The sequence below is a fragment of the Hoeflea sp. YIM 152468 genome (genome assembly GCF_029210485.1).
In the GTDB taxonomy this organism is placed as follows: domain Bacteria; phylum Pseudomonadota; class Alphaproteobacteria; order Rhizobiales; family Rhizobiaceae; genus Hoeflea.
This window is the reverse complement of record NZ_JARGET010000025.1, coordinates 59914-76656: the sequence shown is the minus strand read 5'-3', so window position 1 is coordinate 76656 and position 16743 is coordinate 59914. Positions and strand designations below refer to the sequence as shown.

Genomic DNA, 16743 nt, shown 5'->3' with positions numbered 1-16743 from the left:
TCATGGACACGATGATCGAACTGCCGGCCATGCGCCGGTCGGCGGAGCTTGCGCCGAACACGGCCGATGCCGACAACCGCACCGTCGAGGTGGTCTGGTCGGCCGGGGCTCGCGTCCGCCGTGCCACCTTCTTCGGCGAGCCTTATGACGAGGAACTCAGCCTCGACCCGGCCCATGTCCGGCTCGACCGGCTGAACGCGGGCGCGCCGTTCCTGAAGGTGCACGAGCTCGACACGCTCGACGCGGTGATCGGCTCGGTCGTGCCGGGCTCGGCCCGGATCGAGAACGGCCGCGGCATCGCGCTGGTGCGGATCAGCGAGCGTGCCGATGTCGAGCCGATCTGGCGCGACATCCAGGCCGGGCACATCCGCGCGGTCTCCATCGGCTACCAGGTCCACCGCTTCGAGGTCTCGAAGCCCGAGGCCGCCCGAGAACTCTGGCGCGCGGTGGACTGGACGCCCTTCGAGGTCTCCGCCGTCGCGGTTGGAGCCGACCCGGCAGCGGGCTTCCGCGCACAGCACCCCCTTCACGACTGCGTCCTCCACCGCCGGGACGCCCCCACAGAGCAAGGAGCATCCCCGATGACGGACAAGACCGAGACCCCGGCGCGCGACGCCGCAACCCCCGCCACCACCCAGCCGACCGAGCCGGTCGAAACCGAGGACACCACCATGACCGAGCCGAAAGCGGCTGCGCCCGAAACGAAGGCTGCCGCAGCGGAAACCCGCACCCAGCCGAAGCTTCAGAATACCGATGCCCCCGCTGCGCCCGACACCGACGCCGTCGCGACACGCGCCCGCGAGGCCGAGCGCGACCGCGTGTCCACCATCTACGATCTCGCGGGCCGCCTGAACCTCGAGCGCGGCTTCGCCGAGGATCTGGTCAAGCGCGGCGTCAGCGTCGACGAGTCCCGCCGCCTGATCCTCGATCAGGTCGCCGCGAAATCCGACGAGACCCGGACCTTCGGCCATGTCTCGGTGCCGCTCGGCGGCCGGGACGAGCGGATCACCCGTCGCGATGCGGTGGCGAACGCGCTGCTGCACCGCTACAGCCCGACGCTGTTCCAGCTGGAGGACGCCGCACGCCAGTACCGCGGCATGACGCTGCTGGAACTGGCTCGCGAAAGCCTCGGCAATGCCGGCGTCAACACGCGGGGTCTGTCGCGCGACGAGGTGGCGACGCGCGCGCTGCACTCGACCTCGGACTTCCCCGAGATCCTGTCGGCGGTCACCAACAAGACCCTCCGGCAGGCCTACGAGGCCTATCCCCGCACCTTCATGCTGTTCTGCCGCCAGGTGCTCGCCACCGACTTCAAGGCGATGCACCGCGTCCAGCTCGGCGAGGCGCCGCAGCTGCTGGAGGTCGGCGAGAGCGGCGAGTTCAAGCGCGGCACGCTGGGCGAGAGCAAGGAGAGCTACAAGGTCAAGACCTATGGCCGGGTGGTCGCCATCACCCGTCAGACGCTGATCAACGACGATCTCGACGCCTTCACCCGCATCCCGGCGATGTACGGCAACTCCATCGCCCAGCTGGAGTCGGACGTGGTCTGGGGCATCATCACCGCCAACCCGGCGATGGCCGACGGCAACGCGTTGTTCCACACCACCCACAAGAACCTGGCAGGCACCGGCGCGGCGCTCGATGTCAGCAGCGTCGGAGCGGCGCGCGCGGCGATGGCCAAGCAGACCGGCCTCGACAAGAAGACGGTGCTGAACGTCCGGCCTGCCTTCCTGATCGTGCCGGCCTCACTGGAACTGAAAGCCGAACAGCTGGTGGCCCAGAACCTCGTGCCCGCCGCGACGTCCAGCGTGGTGCCGCAGTCGATCAGGACGCTGGCGCCGATCAGCGAGCCCCGGCTCGACGCCGCCAGCGAGACCGCCTGGTATCTGGCGGCCAGCCCGAACCAGATCGACACCATCGAGTACGCCTATCTCGAGGGCCAGCAGGGCGCCTATATCGAGACGCGCAACGGCTTCGACGTCGACGGGGTCGAGATCAAGTGCCGCCTCGACTTCGGAGCCAAGGCCATCGACTGGCGCGGCCTCTACAAGAACCCGGGCGCGTAAGGCGCGCTTCCTGAACCCTGACACACGGGCGGTCCTGACGGGCCGCCCTTCGTCTTTCCACGAGGATCCCCATCATGAAAACCTACGTCCAGCCCGGCAACACCATCACCCTGACCGCGCCCTATGCCGTCGCCTCCGGCGATGGCCTGCTCGTCGGCTCCATCTTCGGCATCGCCGCGGGTGCCGCCGCCATTGGCGAGCCCGTCGAGACCGCGCTCGTCGGCGTGTTCGACATCACCAAGGTCGGCTCCCAGGCGTGGACGGTTGGCGCCAAGGTCTATTGGGACGACACCAACAAGCGCACCACGACCGTCGCGACCGACAACACCCTCATCGGCGCGGCCGTCGAGGCGGTGGCGAGCGGCGCCGGCGACACCATCGGCCGGGTGCGCCTGAACGCGACGTTCTGATGTCGGCCTTCGCCGCCGCCATCGGCGCGCTCTTCGCCGATCCGAACATCGGCCGGGACGCGGTCTACATCGCCGACGGCGGTACACCCGTGCTGGTGCGTGCCGTCGCCCGTCGCGCCGACGCGGTCACCGACTTCGGCGACGCGCGGCTCTGGTCCGAAACCACCCGGATCGACCTGCGCGTGGCCGAGGTGGCGAACCCGCGTCCCGGCGACCGCATCGAGATCGACGGCGACGCCTTCCTCATACAGGGCGAGCCGGTCCGCGACCGCGAGCGGCTGGTCTGGACCGTCGACCTGAGGCCCGCGTGAAACTGAAGCTCGACATCGATCCCGACATCGTCGCGATGATGGCGGCCGAGGTCGCGGCGGGTGAACGGGCCGTCACCGCCGCCATTCGCGAGGCCGGGACTGGGCTGAAGACGGCGTGGCGGTTGCAGATCACCGGCGCGGGGCTTGGTACACGGCTCGCCAACTCGATCCGGAGCCAGAACTTCCCGAGGTCGGGCGAGAGCCTTGAGGCTGCGGCGCTGGTCTGGTCGAAGGCGCCGGTAATCGTCGGTGCGCATGACACCGGGCCGCTGATCCGATCGAAGAACGGGTTCTGGCTGGCGATCCCGCTGCCCGCGGCGGGCAAATCCCTGCGCGGCGGCCGGATCACCCCCGGTGAATGGGAGCGGCGACGCGGCCTCCGCCTGCGTTTCGTCTATCGCCGGACGGGCCCCAGCCTGCTGGTCGCCGAGGGGCGGCTGAACACGAAAGGCCAGGCGGTGGTGTCGCGGTCGAAGACCGGGCGCGGAAAGGTCACTGCGCCGATCTTCCTGCTGGTGCCGCAGGTCAAGCTGCCGAAGCGGCTGGATCTGGCGCGGGATGCAGACCGGGCGTTGGACAGCGTGCCGGGGCTGATCGTGGCGAACTGGGTGGGGGGTAGGTTGTGATCGCATCGATGCGCAATCTTGCTCGGCAGCCACGAAACCGACGGCTCGGGTTACCCCGCGCAGCACGACAGCTTCGCGACATCCTTGTCGAAGGTCTGCGCGGCGAGCTTCAGCCCCTCTACCGTGGTCAGATAGGGGAAGATCGTCTCGCCGAGCGCCTTTGTCGTCATGCCGAACTTGAGCGCCATGGCGAGCGTCTGGACACTGTCGGCTCCCTCCGGCGCCATGATCACGCCGCCCAGGAGGCGGTCGGTCGCCCGGTCCGCGACGAGCTTGATCAGGCCGCGCGTGTCGCGGGCGGCGAGCGCGCGGGGCACGTTGTCGAGCGTCAGCACACTGGTCTTGACGTCATGACCCGCGGCGCGCGCCTGCGCCTCGGTCAGCCCGACGCCGGCGACCTGCGGATCGGTGAACACCACCCACGGCATCGCGGCGTTGTCGTAGCGCTCCGCCCCGCCCAGAACGGCGTTGCGGGACGCGAGCTTGGCGCCATAGGCGGCCATGTAGACGAACTGGTCGCGGTCGGTCACATCGCCCGCCGCGAAGATGCCGGCCTTCGTGGTCTGCATGTCGTCGCCCACCCGGATCGCGCCACGCGCGTCGGTCTCGACGCCCATCTCCGCGAGGCCCAGCCCCTCGGTGTTGGCTGCGCGTCCCGTCGTCAGGACGAGGCGGTCGGCCGTCAGATCGCGGTCTGCGCCGTCCACCGTCACCGTCAGGACCGCACGGGCCCCGTCGCGCCGTGCGGCGTCGTAGGTCGCGCCATCGACAACCGCGACGCCCTCGGCGCGCAGCGTCTCCGTCAGCGCCCGGGACACCTCCGGCTCTGTGCGCGGCAGCAGGCGCGAGCGGCAGACAATGGTGACGCGGGTGCCCATCCGCGCCATCATCTGCGCCAGCTCCACGCCGATGTAGCCGCCGCCGAGGAAGATCAGGCTTTCGGGCAACCGGTCCAGCTCCAGCAGCGACGTGCTGTCGAGCGTTGGTGCGTCCTGGATCCCAGGGATGTCGGGCACGGCGGGTCGGCCACCGGTCGCGACGATCACCTTGGGAGCCGTGATCCTGCGCCCGCCGACCTCGACCCCGCCGAGGACGAGACGCGCCGGACCCTCGTCGAGATAGGTCACACCGCCGTAGCCCGGCAGCAGATCGGCGTACTTCTTCTGGCGCAGTGTCGCGACAAGATCGTCCTTGGCCGCAATCAGCGCCGACCAGTCGGCGACCTGCGCCTCGCTGTTCAGGCCCGGGAACCGATGTGCTGTCTGCGCACCGTGCAGGGCTTCCGCGGCCCGGATCATCGTCTTGGAGGGCACACAGCCCACGTTCACGCAGGTCCCGCCGATGGTGCCATGGCCGATCAGCGCGACGCGCTTGCCTCCCTCGGCGGCGGTGATCGCGGCCGAGAACCCGGCCGATCCGGCGCCGATCACGGCAAGGTCGAAATCGCCCTTGGGCGCGCAGCAATCGTCTTTCATCAAGTCATCCATCCGTTCGAGTGGTCTGGCGCCGCTGCCGTCTCCAGACCGCGTACACGGTCAGCGCGACGAAAAAGGCGAGCGCGGGCAGCAGAACGTAGTCGAGCCAACCCAGCCAGGGCGACAGGCCCACGGCACCCAGAAGCACCACCAGCACCGGAGTGAAGCAGCAGAGCGCCGCGATGACGGTGCCGACGATCCCTGTCGCGATCAGCTTGCGGTCGGACTGCTCGGTCATCTCGTCAGCCCGCGACACGCGCCGGGTAGCCTGCATTGGCCGACGCGGTCGCGATGGCGTCGGCGCTCGTCGCGGCGGTGTCGAAGATCACCGTGGCGGTGCGGGCATCGAAGTCGATCTCGACGGCGCGCACGCCCGCGACGCCCTCCATCGCACGCTTCACGGTGACTGGGCAGAGCGCGCAGGTCATGTTGTCCACCGCGAAGGTGACGGTCTGCTCGGCGGCGACGGTCTGCGCGGCAACAGGGATGGCGGTGATCGGCACAACGGCGGTCAGGCCGAACAAGGCGAGTGCAAGGATCTTCTTCATGTGGATGTCCTTTCGGGGTCAGTAGAGAAGCGGGGCCCACCAGTCGATGGTGAGGGCTGCGAGAACGAGGATCAGGGAGGCCCAGAGAGCCGACTTGGTGATGCGCGCCGATGCTGGCCTTGCGCAGTAGGAACCGGGTTCGCAGACGGTTGGCTTGCGGAAATAGACCTGCCAGAAACCCGCCGCGATGAAGCCGAGCGCGATCACGGCGAAGATCGGCTTGTAAGGCTCCAGAGCCGTCAGGTTGCCGATCCAGGCGCCCGAGATGCCGAGAGTCAGAAGCACCAGCGGCCCGATGCAGCAGGCCGAGGCGAGAAAGGCGCCCACCACACCGCCCGCCGCGAGCCAGCCCTTTCGGGCGGGGCGATCCGCGCCCGTGCTGTCCGTTCTGTCGTCTGTCAGCGCCATGTCGCGCACCTCTCGTCTGTGATTGACGATGGGTGTAGGGTCTGTAGCAACTACAGGCTCAAGAGGAAACTTGCCCATGACCGATCACGAGCGCGAGAGCGGCTTCACACGCGGCGACCTGGCCCGGGCGACCGGCTGCAACATCGAGACGATCCGCTATTACGAGAAGACCGGCCTGCTGCCCGACCCGCCCCGCACGGACGCCGGCTACCGGGTCTATTCCGCCGCACACGCCACACGCCTCCGCTTCATCCTGCGCGCCCGCGAACTCGGGTTCTCGATGGAGGACATCCGCGGGCTGATGGGGCTCGGCGACGGCGCCGCGCCGACCTGCGCCGAGGTCAAGGAACGGACGGAGCGGCACCTTGCCGATGTCCGCGCGAGGATCGCGGATCTTCGGCGTATCGAATCCGTCCTCGCTACAACTGCATCCAGGTGTTCGGGCGCCGAAGTCCCCGATTGTCCGGTGCTCGACGCGATTTCCAACTCGGCCGACCCATGACACCTCGCGAAACCATCCTCGTCGCGCTGCACGCGCGGCTCTCGGCGCTGCCCGCCACCGCTCTGCGCGGGGACGTGCTGCCCGAGCGCATGCCGGTCGAGGGCCTGATGATCCTGCGCGATGGCGAACCAGGTGCGCCCGAAGTCACGCTGTCGCCGCTGCGCTATCACTACCAGCACCGAGCCGAGATCGAGGCGGTCGTTCAGGGTGCCGATCGCGACGCCGCCTTTGACACGCTGACCGCCAGCATCGGCGCAGCGCTCGCCGCCGACCGGACGCTGGGCGGGTTCTGCGACTGGGTCGAGGCCGAAGCCCCGCGCCCGGTCGATCTGCCGGTCGAGGGCGCGGCGAGTCTGAAGGCCGCCGTTATCCCGGTCGTGCTGCACTATTCCACGGCCGACCCGCTGGCCTGACCCAACCGACCACAGGAGACGAACATGGCACGAGCCCAAGGGGCGCGAGCGCTGATGGCGCTTGCGTTCGAGACGACCTATGGAACGCCGCCCGTCAGCGGCTTCACCCGCATGCCCTTCGCCAGCACGTCGCTCGGCGCGGAGCAGCCGCTGCTGAATTCGGAGCTTCTCGGCTACGGCCGCGATCCGCTAGCGCCGATCAAGGACGCCGTGACGGCCGACGGCGACGTCGTCGTGCCGCTGGACGCCGAGGCGTTCGGCTTCTGGCTGAAGGCAGCCTTCGGCGCGCCCACGACCACGGGCGCGGAGGCCCCGTACAGCCACGAATTTCAGTCGGGGTCCTGGACGTTGCCCTCGATGTCGATCGAGACCGGCATGCCCGAGGTGCCCCGCTATGCGATGTACTCGGGCTGCGTGCTCGACCAGATCACCTGGCAGATGCAGCGCTCGGGCCTGCTCACCGCGACCGCGCGGCTGGTGGCGCAGGGCGAGACGGTCGGCACCACGACCAGTGCCGGAACGCCCGCCGCACTGGAGTTGAAGCGCTTCGGCCATTTCAACGGGGCGATCACCCGGAACGGCACCGCCCTCGGCAATGTGGTCTCGGCCGAGATCACCTACGCCAACAACCTCGACCGGATCGAGACCATCCGCTCGGACGGCCGCATCGATGGCGCGGATCCATCCATTGCCGCGCTGACGGGCCGGATCGAGGTGCGCTTCGCCGACCAGACGCTGGTGACGCAGGCGATCAACGGCGAGGCCTGCGAGATGGAATTCGCCTACGTCCTGCCTTCAGGCGAAAGCTTCTCCTTCACCGTGCACGCCGTCTACCTGCCGCGTCCACGGATCGAGATTTCCGGGCCGCAGGGCGTCCAGGCGACATTCGACTGGCAGGCCGCGCGCGACAGCGTCGTCGGCCGGATGTGCACCGCCACCCTCGTGAATGACGTGGAGACGTATTGATGCTGACGCTCGACCTGACCAACGCGCCGCGCTGGCATGACCTCGCCCCCGGCGTCCGGGTGCAACTGCGCCCGCTGACGACCGCCCTGATGGTCGCGACGCGCAGCGACCCCGCCGTCGAGGCGGTGCCCGAGGAGGCTTCCGACGAGGAGCGCGCCGTCGCCTTCGCCAAGGCGCTGGCGCGACGGGCTGTGCTCGGCTGGGAGGGCATCGGCGATGCCGACGGCAACCCGATCGATCCCACCCCCGAGGCCATCGACGCGCTGCTCGACGTCTGGCCGATCTTCGAGGCCTTCCAATTGACCTACGTGTCCAAAGGCCTGCTGCTGGAACGGGAAAAAAACGCCTCCGCGCTCTCGCCGAATGGTCCTTCGGCGGGGGCGAGCGCTACTGCGAAGTCTGCGCACCCTACGAGGGCCGCGAGCAAGCCTGCCCGGACTGCCCGGCGCGGCTGAACCGTCCGGAAACGCCGGAGGGTTGGCAGGTCTGGGACCTGGTCGGCCGCCTCGGCGGTCAGCTCCGTGTGCTGCCCGGCGCGGTGATCGGCTGGGACATGTCGGCGGCGCTGGCGCTCGGTGACGCGCTCGGCGTGCCGCCGCTCGCGATGGCCGAACTGCTGCCCGTCATCGAGGCGGTGATGGTCTCCAAACTCAACGAACAGATGGATCACTCCCATGGCTGAGAAGAGGGTCAGCGTCCGCCTCGCGGCTGTGGGCGGACGGCAGGTGCGCGCCGAGCTTGAAGGCGTGGGCGAGGCCGGCACCCGCGGCTTCGGACGGCTGAGCCGGGAGATGGAGGCGGCCAACGCCCGGCTCGCGGCCTTCTCGCGGCGGGTGCGGGTCGCGGCCGCTGCCGCCGTGGCAGCCGCTGCAGCCGCGGGCGTGGCGATGATCCGCTCCGGGCTTCAGACGGTGGATGCGCAGGCGAAGCTGGCGCAGTCGCTCGGCACCACCGTGGCCTCGATCCAGACGCTGGAACGCGCGGGCGAGCTGGCGGGCGTGTCGATGTCCGGCATCGAACAGGCCACCAAGGATCTGACGCGCCGTCTCAGCCAGGCGGCCGCCGGGACCGGTCCCGCGGCCGATGCGCTGGACCGGCTGGGGCTCTCGACCAACGAGCTGATCGCATTGCCGCTGGACCAGCGCGTGGGTGCGATCAACGCGGCCATCGAGAACTTCGTGCCCGCCGCCGAACGCGCGGCCGTCGCGGGCCAGCTGTTCGGCGAGGAAGGCTCCATCGCCATGAGCCGGATCGACACCGCGACGCTGCGCCAGGCGACGGAGGACGTGCTTGCTTTCGGTGTCGTGGTCTCCGAGCAGGACGCCGACCAGATCGAGCGGACGAACGATGCGATCTCCCGGCTCGGACTGATCTGGCGCGGGCTCTCCAACCAGCTGGCCGTCGCCGCAGCCCCGGCGCTGGAAGCGGTCGCGAACGCCATGGCTGTTGTCGCCAGCCGCACCGGGCCGCTCGGCATCGCGATCCGCGGCCTCTTCGACAACATCGGCCGCCTGACCACCTACGCCGCGACCTTCGCGGCCTTCCTCGCGGGCCGCTGGGTCGCCGGCATGGCCGCTGCTGCCCTTTCTGTCCGTGGTCTCGCCACGGCGCTCGTCGTCCTGCGCGGCGCGCTGATCCGCACCGGCATCGGCGCGTTGATCGTCGGCGCGGGCGAGCTCGTCTATCAGTTCACACGCCTCGTCTCTGGAGCGGGCGGCTTTGGTGAGGCGATGTCGCTCCTGAAGGACCTCGCTGTCGAGGTCTGGGAGCGGATCAGGATGGGTGCGGCGGCGGCGGGCGCAGCCGCCACGGCGTTGTTCTTCGACCTGAAAGCCGATGCGGCGTCGGGCATGCAGAGCGCTATCGAGAGCGTCGTGGCTTTCGGCAACACGGCCGCGAACACGTTTGAAGGCGCGTACGAAGCCATCAAGGCGATCTGGGGTCTGCTGCCCGCCGCCATCGGCGATCTGGCGTTTCAGGCCGCGAACAGCCTGGTCGATGGCGTAGAGGCGATGCTGAACGGCGTGGTCTCGCGCATCAACGGCTTCATCGGCGGCATCAACCAGGGGCTCGAAGCGCTCGGGTCCGAGCGGCGCATCTCGCTGGTGCCCGACCTCGACCTCGGGCAGATCGAGAACCGCTTCGACGGTGCGGCCAGCGCTGCCACGACAGCGGCGCAGGCGGCGTTCGACCGGGCCTTCGAGGACAACCCGCTGAGCGCGCCCGATCTCGGCCTGACCGAGGCGGCGAACCGGGCGCTCGAGTCCGCGAACCTCTACCGTGGCGCCGCCCGCGATCTGGCCGCAGGGGCACGCGCCCCTCTGGAAAGTTGGCAGGCGTTGCGCGATGCCGTGCGCGGCACCGACGAGGCGAGCGCGGATGCCCTGACCGAGGCCACAGGCGCGGCCGAACGGCTGGAGACGGCGCTTGGTGAAGCCGGACGCGCTGCGACAGGTGCGGGCGCGGCGGCCGGAGCCGCCGCCGCTGCCGCGGAGCCCGCGACCGAGGCCGCCGTCACAGGCTGGCAGGCGGTCACGGCGGCGCTCTCCGACTATGCCAGCAAGGCCCGCGACATTGGCGGAGATATCGGCCAGAGCCTCGTCGGCGCCTTCCAGTCGGCCGAGAACGCGGTCGGCGAGTTCGTGAAGACCGGCAAGCTGAACTTCCGCGACCTGGTAACCTCGCTGCTGGCCGATCTCGCCCAGCTCGCGGCGCGGCGGTTCATCCTCGGGCCGATCGCAAACGCACTCTCCGGCGTGTTCTCCGGGGCGGGCGGCATCTTCGCCAACGTCCTGCATGCGGGCGGGATGGTGGGATCTGCCGGGCCCTCGCGCATGGTCCCGGCGATGGCCTTCGCCGCCGCGCCCCGGATGCATTCAGACGGCATGGCCGGGCTTCGTCACGACGAGGTGCCCGCGATCCTGCAGCGCGGCGAGCGCGTGCTGTCGCGGCGGGAGGCCCAGACCTACGGCGCAAGCGGTGGCGTCAACGTCACCATCATGGCCCGCGACGCCGAGAGCTTCCGGCAGTCCCGCACGCAGGTCGCGGCGGACATCGCTCGCGCCGTGTCGCTCGGGCGGAGGGGCATGTGATGGCGTTTCACGAGGTCCGGTTTCCCGACAACATCAGCCGGGGCGCACGGGGCGGGCCCGAGCGGCGCACCCAGATCGTCGAACTCGCCTCGGGCGACGAGGAGCGCAACGCCAGCTGGGCCAACTCGCGCCGCCGCTACGACGTCGCCTATGGCATCCGCCGCGCCGACGATCTGGCGGCGGTCGTCGCCTTCTTCGAGGCGCGAAACGGTCGCCTGCACGGTTTCCGCTTCAAGGACTGGGGCGATCACAAGTCCTGCCTGCCGTCAGCCACGCCGTCGCCCACCGATCAGTCGATCGGCACCGGCGACGGCACCGCCACTGCGTTCCAGCTGGTGAAGCGCTACGCATCCGGGGCGCAATCCTGGACGCGCGCCATCGCCAAGCCGGTGGCGGGCAGCGTGCGCATCGCGCTGGCGGGCGTCGAGCAGCTCTCCGGCTGGTCGGTCGACACCGCCACCGGCGTCGTCACCTTCAGCGCTGCGCCGGGTGCTGGCGTCGCCATCACCGCGGGCTTCGAGTTCGACGTGCCGGTCCGCTTCGACACCGACGTGCTCGACGTGACGCTCGATCTCGAGCGGCTCGGCTCGATCACCTCCATCCCGCTTCTGGAACTGCGCCGATGAAGTCTCTCTCCCCTGCCCTTCAGGCTCATCTCGACGATGGCACGACAACCCTCGCCTGGTGCTGGCGCATCAGCCGTGCGGACGGCGTGACCTTTGGCTTCACCGATCACGACCGAACGCTCGGCTTCGACGGCACCGACTTCGAGCCGGAGAGCGGGCTTACGGCGTCCGAAGTCCGCTCAGGGACCGACCTCTCCGTCGATGCGCAGGATGCCGAGGGCGTGCTGACCTCGGACCGCATCACCGAGACCGACATCCTCGACGGCCGCTGGGATAACGCCGAGGTCGAGGTCTGGCGCGTGAACTGGGCGGACACGAGCCAGCGCGTGCTGATGCGGCGCGGCGCTATCGGCCAGATCCGGCGCGGGCGGCTGGCCTTCGTCGCCGAAGTCCGCTCGCTCGCGCATGTGCTTGGCCAGACGATCGGGCGGACGTTCCAGGCGACCTGCGATGCCGCGCTCGGCGATGCGCGCTGCGGCGTCGATCTGGAGAACCCGGCGTTCAAGGGCACGAGCGTCGTGATCGACCTTCTACGCGACCGCGCCTTCACCGCTTCGGGCCTCGGCGGCTTCGCCTCCGGCTGGTTCACCTTCGGGACCATCGAATGGACCAGTGGCTCCAACGCGGGGCGTCGGGCCGAGGTTCTCGGCCATGATGTGACGGACGGCATCGCCGTGCTGACCCTTCTCGAGGCGCCGGTGCGCGAGATCTCCGAGGGCAATGCCTTCACCATCCGTGCGGGCTGCGATAAGCGGATCGAGACCTGCGGCGCCAGGTTCGCCAACACGGCCAACTTCCGGGGGTTCCCGCACATCCCCGGCCAGGATGCCGTGCTGCGCTACGCCACCAAGGATGGCGGCCACGAGGGAGGCGTGCTGTGACGCAACCTCTCGCATCGGCCGACCCCGCACGCGTCATCGCCGTCGCACGCTCCTGGCTCGGCACGCCTTATCACGACCAGGCCAGCCTTCGAGGCGTCGGTTGCGATTGCCTCGGGCTGGCGCGGGGCGTCTGGCGCGAGGTCGTCGGCCCCGAGCCGTTCCCGATCCCGCCCTACAGCCGCGACTGGGGCGAGACAGGCCCGCGCGAGGTTCTGGCCGAGGGCGCACGGCGCATGATGATCGAGGTGCCTCCCACAGAGGCCGGTCCCGGCGCGCTGGTCCTCTTCTGCATGAGGCCCCGCGCCATCGCCAAGCATGTCGGGATCCTCACCGGTCCTGCCACCTTCCTCCACGCCTATGAGCGGCTCGGCGTGATCGAGGAACCGCTCACCAATGCCTGGCGGCGGCGCATCGCCTTCGCCTTCCTCTTCCCGCAACGCTGAGACCCCGACATGGCAACGCTTGTTCTCGGTGCAGCCGGCGCCGCCATCGGCGGTTCGATCGGCGGGGCGATCCTCGGCGTGAGCGCCGCGACCATCGGCGGCTTCATCGGCTCGAGCATCGGCTCGGTCGTCGACAGCTGGATCATCTCGTCGCTGGCGCCGACCCAGCGCATCGAGGGCGCGCGGCTCGACACGCTGCGCATCACCTCGGCCACCGAGGGCGCGGTGATCCCGCGGCTCTATGGCCGGATGCGGATGGGCGGCAACATCATCTGGGCGACCGATTTCCGCGAGGAGACGAAGACCACGACGCAGGGCGGCGGCAAGGGCGGCGGGGGCGGCAAGGTCAAGACCACCGAGTATCTGTACTACGCCAGCTTTGCGGTCGCGCTCTGCGAGGGCCCGATCACCGGCATCGGGCGCATCTGGGCCGACGGCAAGCCGATGGACCTCTCCGGCGTCACCTGGCGCTGGTATCCTGGCGGCGAAGCACAGTCTGCCGATCCGTTCATCGCGGCGAAGATGGGCGCGGCCAGCACGCCCGCCTATCGCGGCACCGCCTATGTGGTCTTCGAGGAGCTGGCGCTCTCGACCTATGGCAACCGCCTGCCGCAACTCTCCTTCGAGGTCTTCCGGCCGCTCGCCGATCCCGACACCGCCGAGGGGTTGACCCGCGCCGTCACCATGATCCCCGCCTCGGGCGAGTTCACCTACGCCACGCAGGCGATCCGCAAGACCGATGGCGGCGCGACGGTGCCCGAGAACCTGAACGCTCTGGCCGACTCCACCGACATGGTGGAGGCGCTGGACAGGCTCAAGGCGATGGCCCCGGCGGTCGAAAGCGTCAGCCTCGTGGTGGCCTGGTTCGGCGACGACCTGCGCGCGGGATCGTGCAAGGTCCGGCCGGGCGTCGAGGTGTCCGCGAAGTCGACCACGCCCGCCAGCTGGTCGGTGAACGGCGTCAACAGGGCCAGCGCCTTCCTCGTCAGCCGGGATGCAGAGGATCGTCCGGTCTATGGCGGCACGCCGTCCGACTTCGCGGTGGTGCAGGCGATCCGGGAGATGAAGGCGCGCGGGCTGCGGGTGACGTTCTATCCGTTCATCCTGATGGACGTGCCGCCCGACAACACGCTGCCGAACCCGTATTCCGACAACGCCGCCGAGACCGGCCAGCCTGTATTCCCCTGGCGCGGCCGGATCACCTGTTCGCCTGCCGCAAGCTACGCCGGGACCGTGGACAAGACCGCCACGGCGGCGAGCCAGGTCGCGGCGTTCTTCGGCAGCGCTAGCCCCTCCGACTTCGCGATCTCGGGCGAGACCGTCTACTGGACCGGCCCTTCGGGTGACTGGAGCCTGCGCCGCATGATGCTGCACTACGCCCATGTCTGCGCCGTGGCGGGTGGGGTCGATGCCTTCCTGATCGGCTCGGAGATGCGCGGCCTGACCACCATCCGCTCGAGTGCCAGCAGCTATCCGGCCGTTACTGCGTTCAAAGCGCTCGCCGCAGATGTGCGCGCCATTCTCGGGGCGGGTACGGACATCGGCTATGCAGCCGACTGGTCGGAATACTTCGGGCATCACCCGGGCGACGGCAGCGGCGACGCCTTTTTCCACCTCGACCCGCTCTGGTCGGATGCCAACATCGATTTCGTCGGCATCGACAACTACATGCCACTCTCGGACTGGCGCGACGGGTTCGAGCATGCGGATGCCGCTGAGGGCTGGCCTGCGATCTACGACCGGGCCTATCTGCAGGGGAACATTGCGGGCGGGGAAGGCTTCGACTGGTTCTATGCCAGTGCGGCTGATCGGGTGGCACAGGTGCGCACCCCGATCAGCGATGGCGCGGCGGGCAAGCCATGGGTTTTCCGCTACAAGGATCTTCGCGCCTGGTGGTCGAACGCGCATTACGACCGCCCGGGCGGGGTGGAGAGCGGCACGCTGACGGCGTGGGCGCCGGAGTCGAAGCCGATCTGGTTCACCGAGCTCGGCTGTCCCGCCATCGACCGGGGCACGAACCAGCCGAACGTCTTCTTCGACCCGAAGTCGTCCGAGAGCTTCACGCCGCATTTCTCGCGGGGCTGGCGCGACGACGCGATCCAGCGCGCCTATCTCGAGGCGACGTACCTCTGGTGGGGCGTCCCGGCGAACAACCCGGTGTCATCGGTCTACGGCGGCCGGATGGTGCATGTGCCGGAATGCGCCGCCTGGACCTGGGACGCGCGGCCGTACCCGTTCTTTCCGGCGCTGACCGATGTCTGGACGGACGGGGCGAACTGGCGGCTGGGGCACTGGCTGACCGGACGGCTTGGCGCGGTGTCGCTGGCGGCGCTCGTGCGGCACCTCTGCCTGCGCGCCGGGCTGCCCGAGTCCCGGATCGACGTCACCGGCCTCTGGGGCGCGGTCGAAGGCTACGCCATCACGGCGCTGGAAAGCCCACGCGCCTCGATCACAACGCTGTCGCGGCATTTCGGCTTCGACGCCGTCGAGACAGAGGGGGGGATCCGCTTTGTCATGCGCGGCCGGGCCTCCGTCGCCACCCTCGCGCCCGACGATCTGGTGGCCACCCGCGAGGGCGATGTGCTGGAACTGACGCGCGGCCAGGAGACCGAACTGCCGCAGGCCCTGAAATGGCAGGTCGCCCGCGCCGACGAGGATTACGACGCGGCCCTCGTCGAGGCCCGGCGCATCACCGTGGACACGACCCGGATCGCGTCCGAGTCCTTTCCAATGGCGGTGCCGCCCGAGGAGGCCGAGAGGCGCTGCCGCCGCGCGCTGATGGAGGCGTGGGTGGGCCGCGAGACGGCGGCGTTCCGTTTGCCACCCTCGCGCCTCGCGTTCGATCCGGCCGATGCGATCCGGCTCGCGCATGACGGGCGTCTGGTCGATCTGCGGCTCGTCTCCATCGCCGACGCGGCAGCGCGCGGCATCGAGGCGGTGCGGCAGGACCGTGCGACTTACGATCTGCCGCCCGGCGATCCCCGCGCGGCGTCGCTGACGCGGGCCGTGGTGTTCGGCGCGCCGGACGCGGTGCTGATGGACCTGCCGCAGCTGACCGAGGACCAGCCCGCGCATCGACCGTTTGTCGCGGCGCACGCTCTTCCCTGGCCGGGCGAGATGGCGGTGTTCCGCAGCCCCTCGACGGACGGGTTCGAGTTGCTGACCACGTTCGGCAGCCGCGCCCGGATCGGAGCGCTGGTCTCGGACTTCTATCCGGGCCCCACCTCACGCTTCGACCACGGCAATGCGCTTGTGGTCGATCTGCTCACCGGCACGCTGGAGAGCGTCACCGACCTGACGCTGTTGGGCGGCGCCAATGCGCTGGCTATCGAGAGCGCGCCCGGCACCTGGGAGATCGTGCAGGCGGGCGCGGCCGAGCTGCTGGCGCCGGGTCGATACCGGCTGACCCGGCTCCTGCGCGGCCAGCGCGGCACCGAGGGCGCGATGGGCAATCCGGCGCCCGCTGGCGCTCTTGTCGTGGTGCTGGACGCGTCGCTGGCGTCCCTGCCGATTGCCGAGGCCGATCTCGGATTGCCGTGGAACTGGCGCATCGGTCCGGCGAGCCGCCCCGTCAGCGACGAGACCTATGTGGCGCAATCCTTCACGCCCGCGGGCGTCGGGCTGCGGCCGTTCTCCGGCGCCCATGTCGAGCAGCCGTGGCGCAGGCCGCGCACGCCCGGCGATCTGACGATCCGCTGGACGCGCCGGTCCCGAGCTCTCGCGGCCGACAGCTGGGGCGGGCTAGAAGTGCCGCTCGGAGAAGAGCTCGAAGCCTACGAGGTCGAGATCCTTGATGGCGCGACCGTTAAGCGGGTGCTGAGCACCGCCACCACCAGCGCGGTCTACACCGCCGCAGACCAGACCGCCGATTGGGGCGCGCCGCTCGGCCCCGGTGACACGCTCGACAGCCGCATCTACCAGCTCTCCGCCCTCGTCGGGCGGGGCGCGCCCAAGACCCTCACGCTGATACTCTGAA

At 69.8% G+C, this 16743-nt stretch carries 18 protein-coding genes; 14 read left to right on the top strand and 4 right to left on the bottom strand.

Annotation, left to right across the window (positions count from 1 at the left end):
- Positions 1–2 precede the first annotated feature (2 nt).
- The 4 genes from PZ897_RS13195 to PZ897_RS13180 all read left to right on the top strand — a co-directional run bounded on the left by PZ897_RS13195 (position 3) and on the right by PZ897_RS13180 (position 3413).
- Complete coding sequence (locus PZ897_RS13195; protein WP_275752807.1) at positions 3–2066, top strand: prohead protease/major capsid protein fusion protein; 2064 nt, start codon at positions 3–5, stop codon at positions 2064–2066.
- 74 nt (positions 2067–2140) lie between these two features.
- A complete protein-coding gene (locus PZ897_RS13190; RefSeq protein WP_062563543.1) occupies positions 2141–2476 on the top strand; it encodes a DUF2190 family protein in 336 nt (111 codons plus the stop codon).
- Positions 2476–2787, top strand: a complete 312-nt coding sequence (locus tag PZ897_RS13185; RefSeq protein ID WP_062563544.1) for a hypothetical protein — start codon at positions 2476–2478, stop codon at positions 2785–2787. Before PZ897_RS13190 ends, PZ897_RS13185 begins: the two co-directional genes overlap by 1 nt.
- On the top strand, positions 2784–3413 hold the full coding sequence (locus PZ897_RS13180) for a DUF6441 family protein (RefSeq protein ID WP_062563545.1): 630 nt from the start codon (positions 2784–2786) through the stop codon (positions 3411–3413). The genes PZ897_RS13185 and PZ897_RS13180 overlap by 4 nt, the downstream gene beginning before the upstream one ends.
- Positions 3414–3463: 50 nt before the next feature.
- Here the strand turns inward: PZ897_RS13180 and merA are convergent, their stop codons facing one another.
- From merA to PZ897_RS13160, 4 genes are read right to left on the bottom strand one after another with little or no spacing between them, the layout of a single operon-like run.
- Positions 3464–4888, bottom strand: coding sequence for a mercury(II) reductase (gene merA, locus PZ897_RS13175; RefSeq protein WP_228189482.1), 1425 nt, complete (start codon positions 4886–4888; stop codon positions 3464–3466).
- Between the two features lie 4 nt (positions 4889–4892).
- Positions 4893–5126 carry a mercury resistance system transport protein MerF gene (merF, locus tag PZ897_RS13170; protein WP_275752801.1) on the bottom strand — a complete coding sequence of 78 codons (234 nt, stop codon included), beginning with the start codon at positions 5124–5126 and terminating at the stop codon, positions 4893–4895.
- Between the two features lie 4 nt (positions 5127–5130).
- Positions 5131–5436 (bottom strand): cation transporter, encoded by a 306-nt coding sequence (locus PZ897_RS13165; RefSeq protein WP_062563548.1) that lies wholly within the window; start codon positions 5434–5436, stop codon positions 5131–5133.
- 18 nt (positions 5437–5454) lie between these two features.
- Positions 5455–5844 carry a mercuric transporter MerT family protein gene (locus PZ897_RS13160; protein ID WP_062563549.1) on the bottom strand — a complete coding sequence of 130 codons (390 nt, stop codon included), beginning with the start codon at positions 5842–5844 and terminating at the stop codon, positions 5455–5457.
- 76 nt (positions 5845–5920) lie between these two features.
- Between PZ897_RS13160 and PZ897_RS13155 the strand changes: the two genes are divergently transcribed.
- From PZ897_RS13155 to PZ897_RS13110, 10 genes are all read left to right on the top strand, one after another.
- Positions 5921–6346 (top strand): helix-turn-helix domain-containing protein, encoded by a 426-nt coding sequence (locus PZ897_RS13155; protein ID WP_062563550.1) that lies wholly within the window; start codon positions 5921–5923, stop codon positions 6344–6346.
- Positions 6343–6759: an acyl-CoA transferase gene (locus tag PZ897_RS13150; protein WP_083548833.1), complete on the top strand. Its 417-nt coding sequence runs from the start codon at positions 6343–6345 to the stop codon at positions 6757–6759. The genes PZ897_RS13155 and PZ897_RS13150 overlap by 4 nt, the downstream gene beginning before the upstream one ends.
- A 24-nt stretch (positions 6760–6783) precedes the next feature.
- Complete coding sequence (locus tag PZ897_RS13145; RefSeq protein WP_083548834.1) at positions 6784–7725, top strand: phage tail tube protein; 942 nt, start codon at positions 6784–6786, stop codon at positions 7723–7725.
- On the top strand, positions 7725–8180 hold the full coding sequence (locus PZ897_RS13140; RefSeq protein WP_275752798.1) for a hypothetical protein: 456 nt from the start codon (positions 7725–7727) through the stop codon (positions 8178–8180). Before PZ897_RS13145 ends, PZ897_RS13140 begins: the two co-directional genes overlap by 1 nt.
- Positions 8181–8248: 68 nt before the next feature.
- Positions 8249–8407 (top strand): hypothetical protein, encoded by a 159-nt coding sequence (locus PZ897_RS13135; RefSeq protein WP_275752796.1) that lies wholly within the window; start codon positions 8249–8251, stop codon positions 8405–8407.
- Entirely contained in the window at positions 8400–10817 is a 2418-nt protein-coding gene (locus PZ897_RS13130; protein ID WP_275752794.1) for a phage tail tape measure C-terminal domain-containing protein, read from the top strand. The genes PZ897_RS13135 and PZ897_RS13130 overlap by 8 nt, the downstream gene beginning before the upstream one ends.
- Positions 10817–11443, top strand: coding sequence for a DUF2460 domain-containing protein (locus PZ897_RS13125; RefSeq protein ID WP_275752793.1), 627 nt, complete (start codon positions 10817–10819; stop codon positions 11441–11443). The genes PZ897_RS13130 and PZ897_RS13125 overlap by 1 nt, the downstream gene beginning before the upstream one ends.
- Positions 11440–12324 carry a DUF2163 domain-containing protein gene (locus tag PZ897_RS13120; protein WP_275752792.1) on the top strand — a complete coding sequence of 295 codons (885 nt, stop codon included), beginning with the start codon at positions 11440–11442 and terminating at the stop codon, positions 12322–12324. The genes PZ897_RS13125 and PZ897_RS13120 overlap by 4 nt, the downstream gene beginning before the upstream one ends.
- A complete protein-coding gene (locus tag PZ897_RS13115; RefSeq protein ID WP_275752790.1) occupies positions 12321–12767 on the top strand; it encodes an NlpC/P60 family protein in 447 nt (148 codons plus the stop codon). The genes PZ897_RS13120 and PZ897_RS13115 overlap by 4 nt, the downstream gene beginning before the upstream one ends.
- A 9-nt stretch (positions 12768–12776) precedes the next feature.
- Positions 12777–16742, top strand: a complete 3966-nt coding sequence (locus PZ897_RS13110) for a glycoside hydrolase TIM-barrel-like domain-containing protein (RefSeq protein ID WP_275752789.1) — start codon at positions 12777–12779, stop codon at positions 16740–16742.
- Position 16743 lies beyond the last annotated feature (1 nt).

What these genes read in the sequence shown, in the direction of transcription:
- PZ897_RS13195 (WP_275752807.1), top strand. Translation starts at nt 3, where the DNA reads ATGGACACGATGATCGAACTGCCGGCCATGCGCCGGTCGGCGGAGCTT.
- PZ897_RS13190 (WP_062563543.1), top strand. Translation starts at nt 2,141, where the DNA reads ATGAAAACCTACGTCCAGCCCGGCAACACCATCACCCTGACCGCGCCC.
- PZ897_RS13185 (WP_062563544.1), top strand. Translation starts at nt 2,476, where the DNA reads ATGTCGGCCTTCGCCGCCGCCATCGGCGCGCTCTTCGCCGATCCGAAC.
- merA (WP_228189482.1), bottom strand. Translation starts at nt 4,888, where the DNA reads ATGAAAGACGATTGCTGCGCGCCCAAGGGCGATTTCGACCTTGCCGTG.
- merF (WP_275752801.1), bottom strand. Translation starts at nt 5,126, where the DNA reads ATGACCGAGCAGTCCGACCGCAAGCTGATCGCGACAGGGATCGTCGGC.
- PZ897_RS13165 (WP_062563548.1), bottom strand. Translation starts at nt 5,436, where the DNA reads ATGAAGAAGATCCTTGCACTCGCCTTGTTCGGCCTGACCGCCGTTGTG.
- PZ897_RS13160 (WP_062563549.1), bottom strand. Translation starts at nt 5,844, where the DNA reads ATGGCGCTGACAGACGACAGAACGGACAGCACGGGCGCGGATCGCCCC.
- PZ897_RS13155 (WP_062563550.1), top strand. Translation starts at nt 5,921, where the DNA reads ATGACCGATCACGAGCGCGAGAGCGGCTTCACACGCGGCGACCTGGCC.
- PZ897_RS13150 (WP_083548833.1), top strand. Translation starts at nt 6,343, where the DNA reads ATGACACCTCGCGAAACCATCCTCGTCGCGCTGCACGCGCGGCTCTCG.
- PZ897_RS13145 (WP_083548834.1), top strand. Translation starts at nt 6,784, where the DNA reads ATGGCACGAGCCCAAGGGGCGCGAGCGCTGATGGCGCTTGCGTTCGAG.
- PZ897_RS13140 (WP_275752798.1), top strand. Translation starts at nt 7,725, where the DNA reads ATGCTGACGCTCGACCTGACCAACGCGCCGCGCTGGCATGACCTCGCC.
- PZ897_RS13130 (WP_275752794.1), top strand. Translation starts at nt 8,400, where the DNA reads ATGGCTGAGAAGAGGGTCAGCGTCCGCCTCGCGGCTGTGGGCGGACGG.
- PZ897_RS13125 (WP_275752793.1), top strand. Translation starts at nt 10,817, where the DNA reads ATGGCGTTTCACGAGGTCCGGTTTCCCGACAACATCAGCCGGGGCGCA.
- PZ897_RS13120 (WP_275752792.1), top strand. Translation starts at nt 11,440, where the DNA reads ATGAAGTCTCTCTCCCCTGCCCTTCAGGCTCATCTCGACGATGGCACG.
- PZ897_RS13110 (WP_275752789.1), top strand. Translation starts at nt 12,777, where the DNA reads ATGGCAACGCTTGTTCTCGGTGCAGCCGGCGCCGCCATCGGCGGTTCG.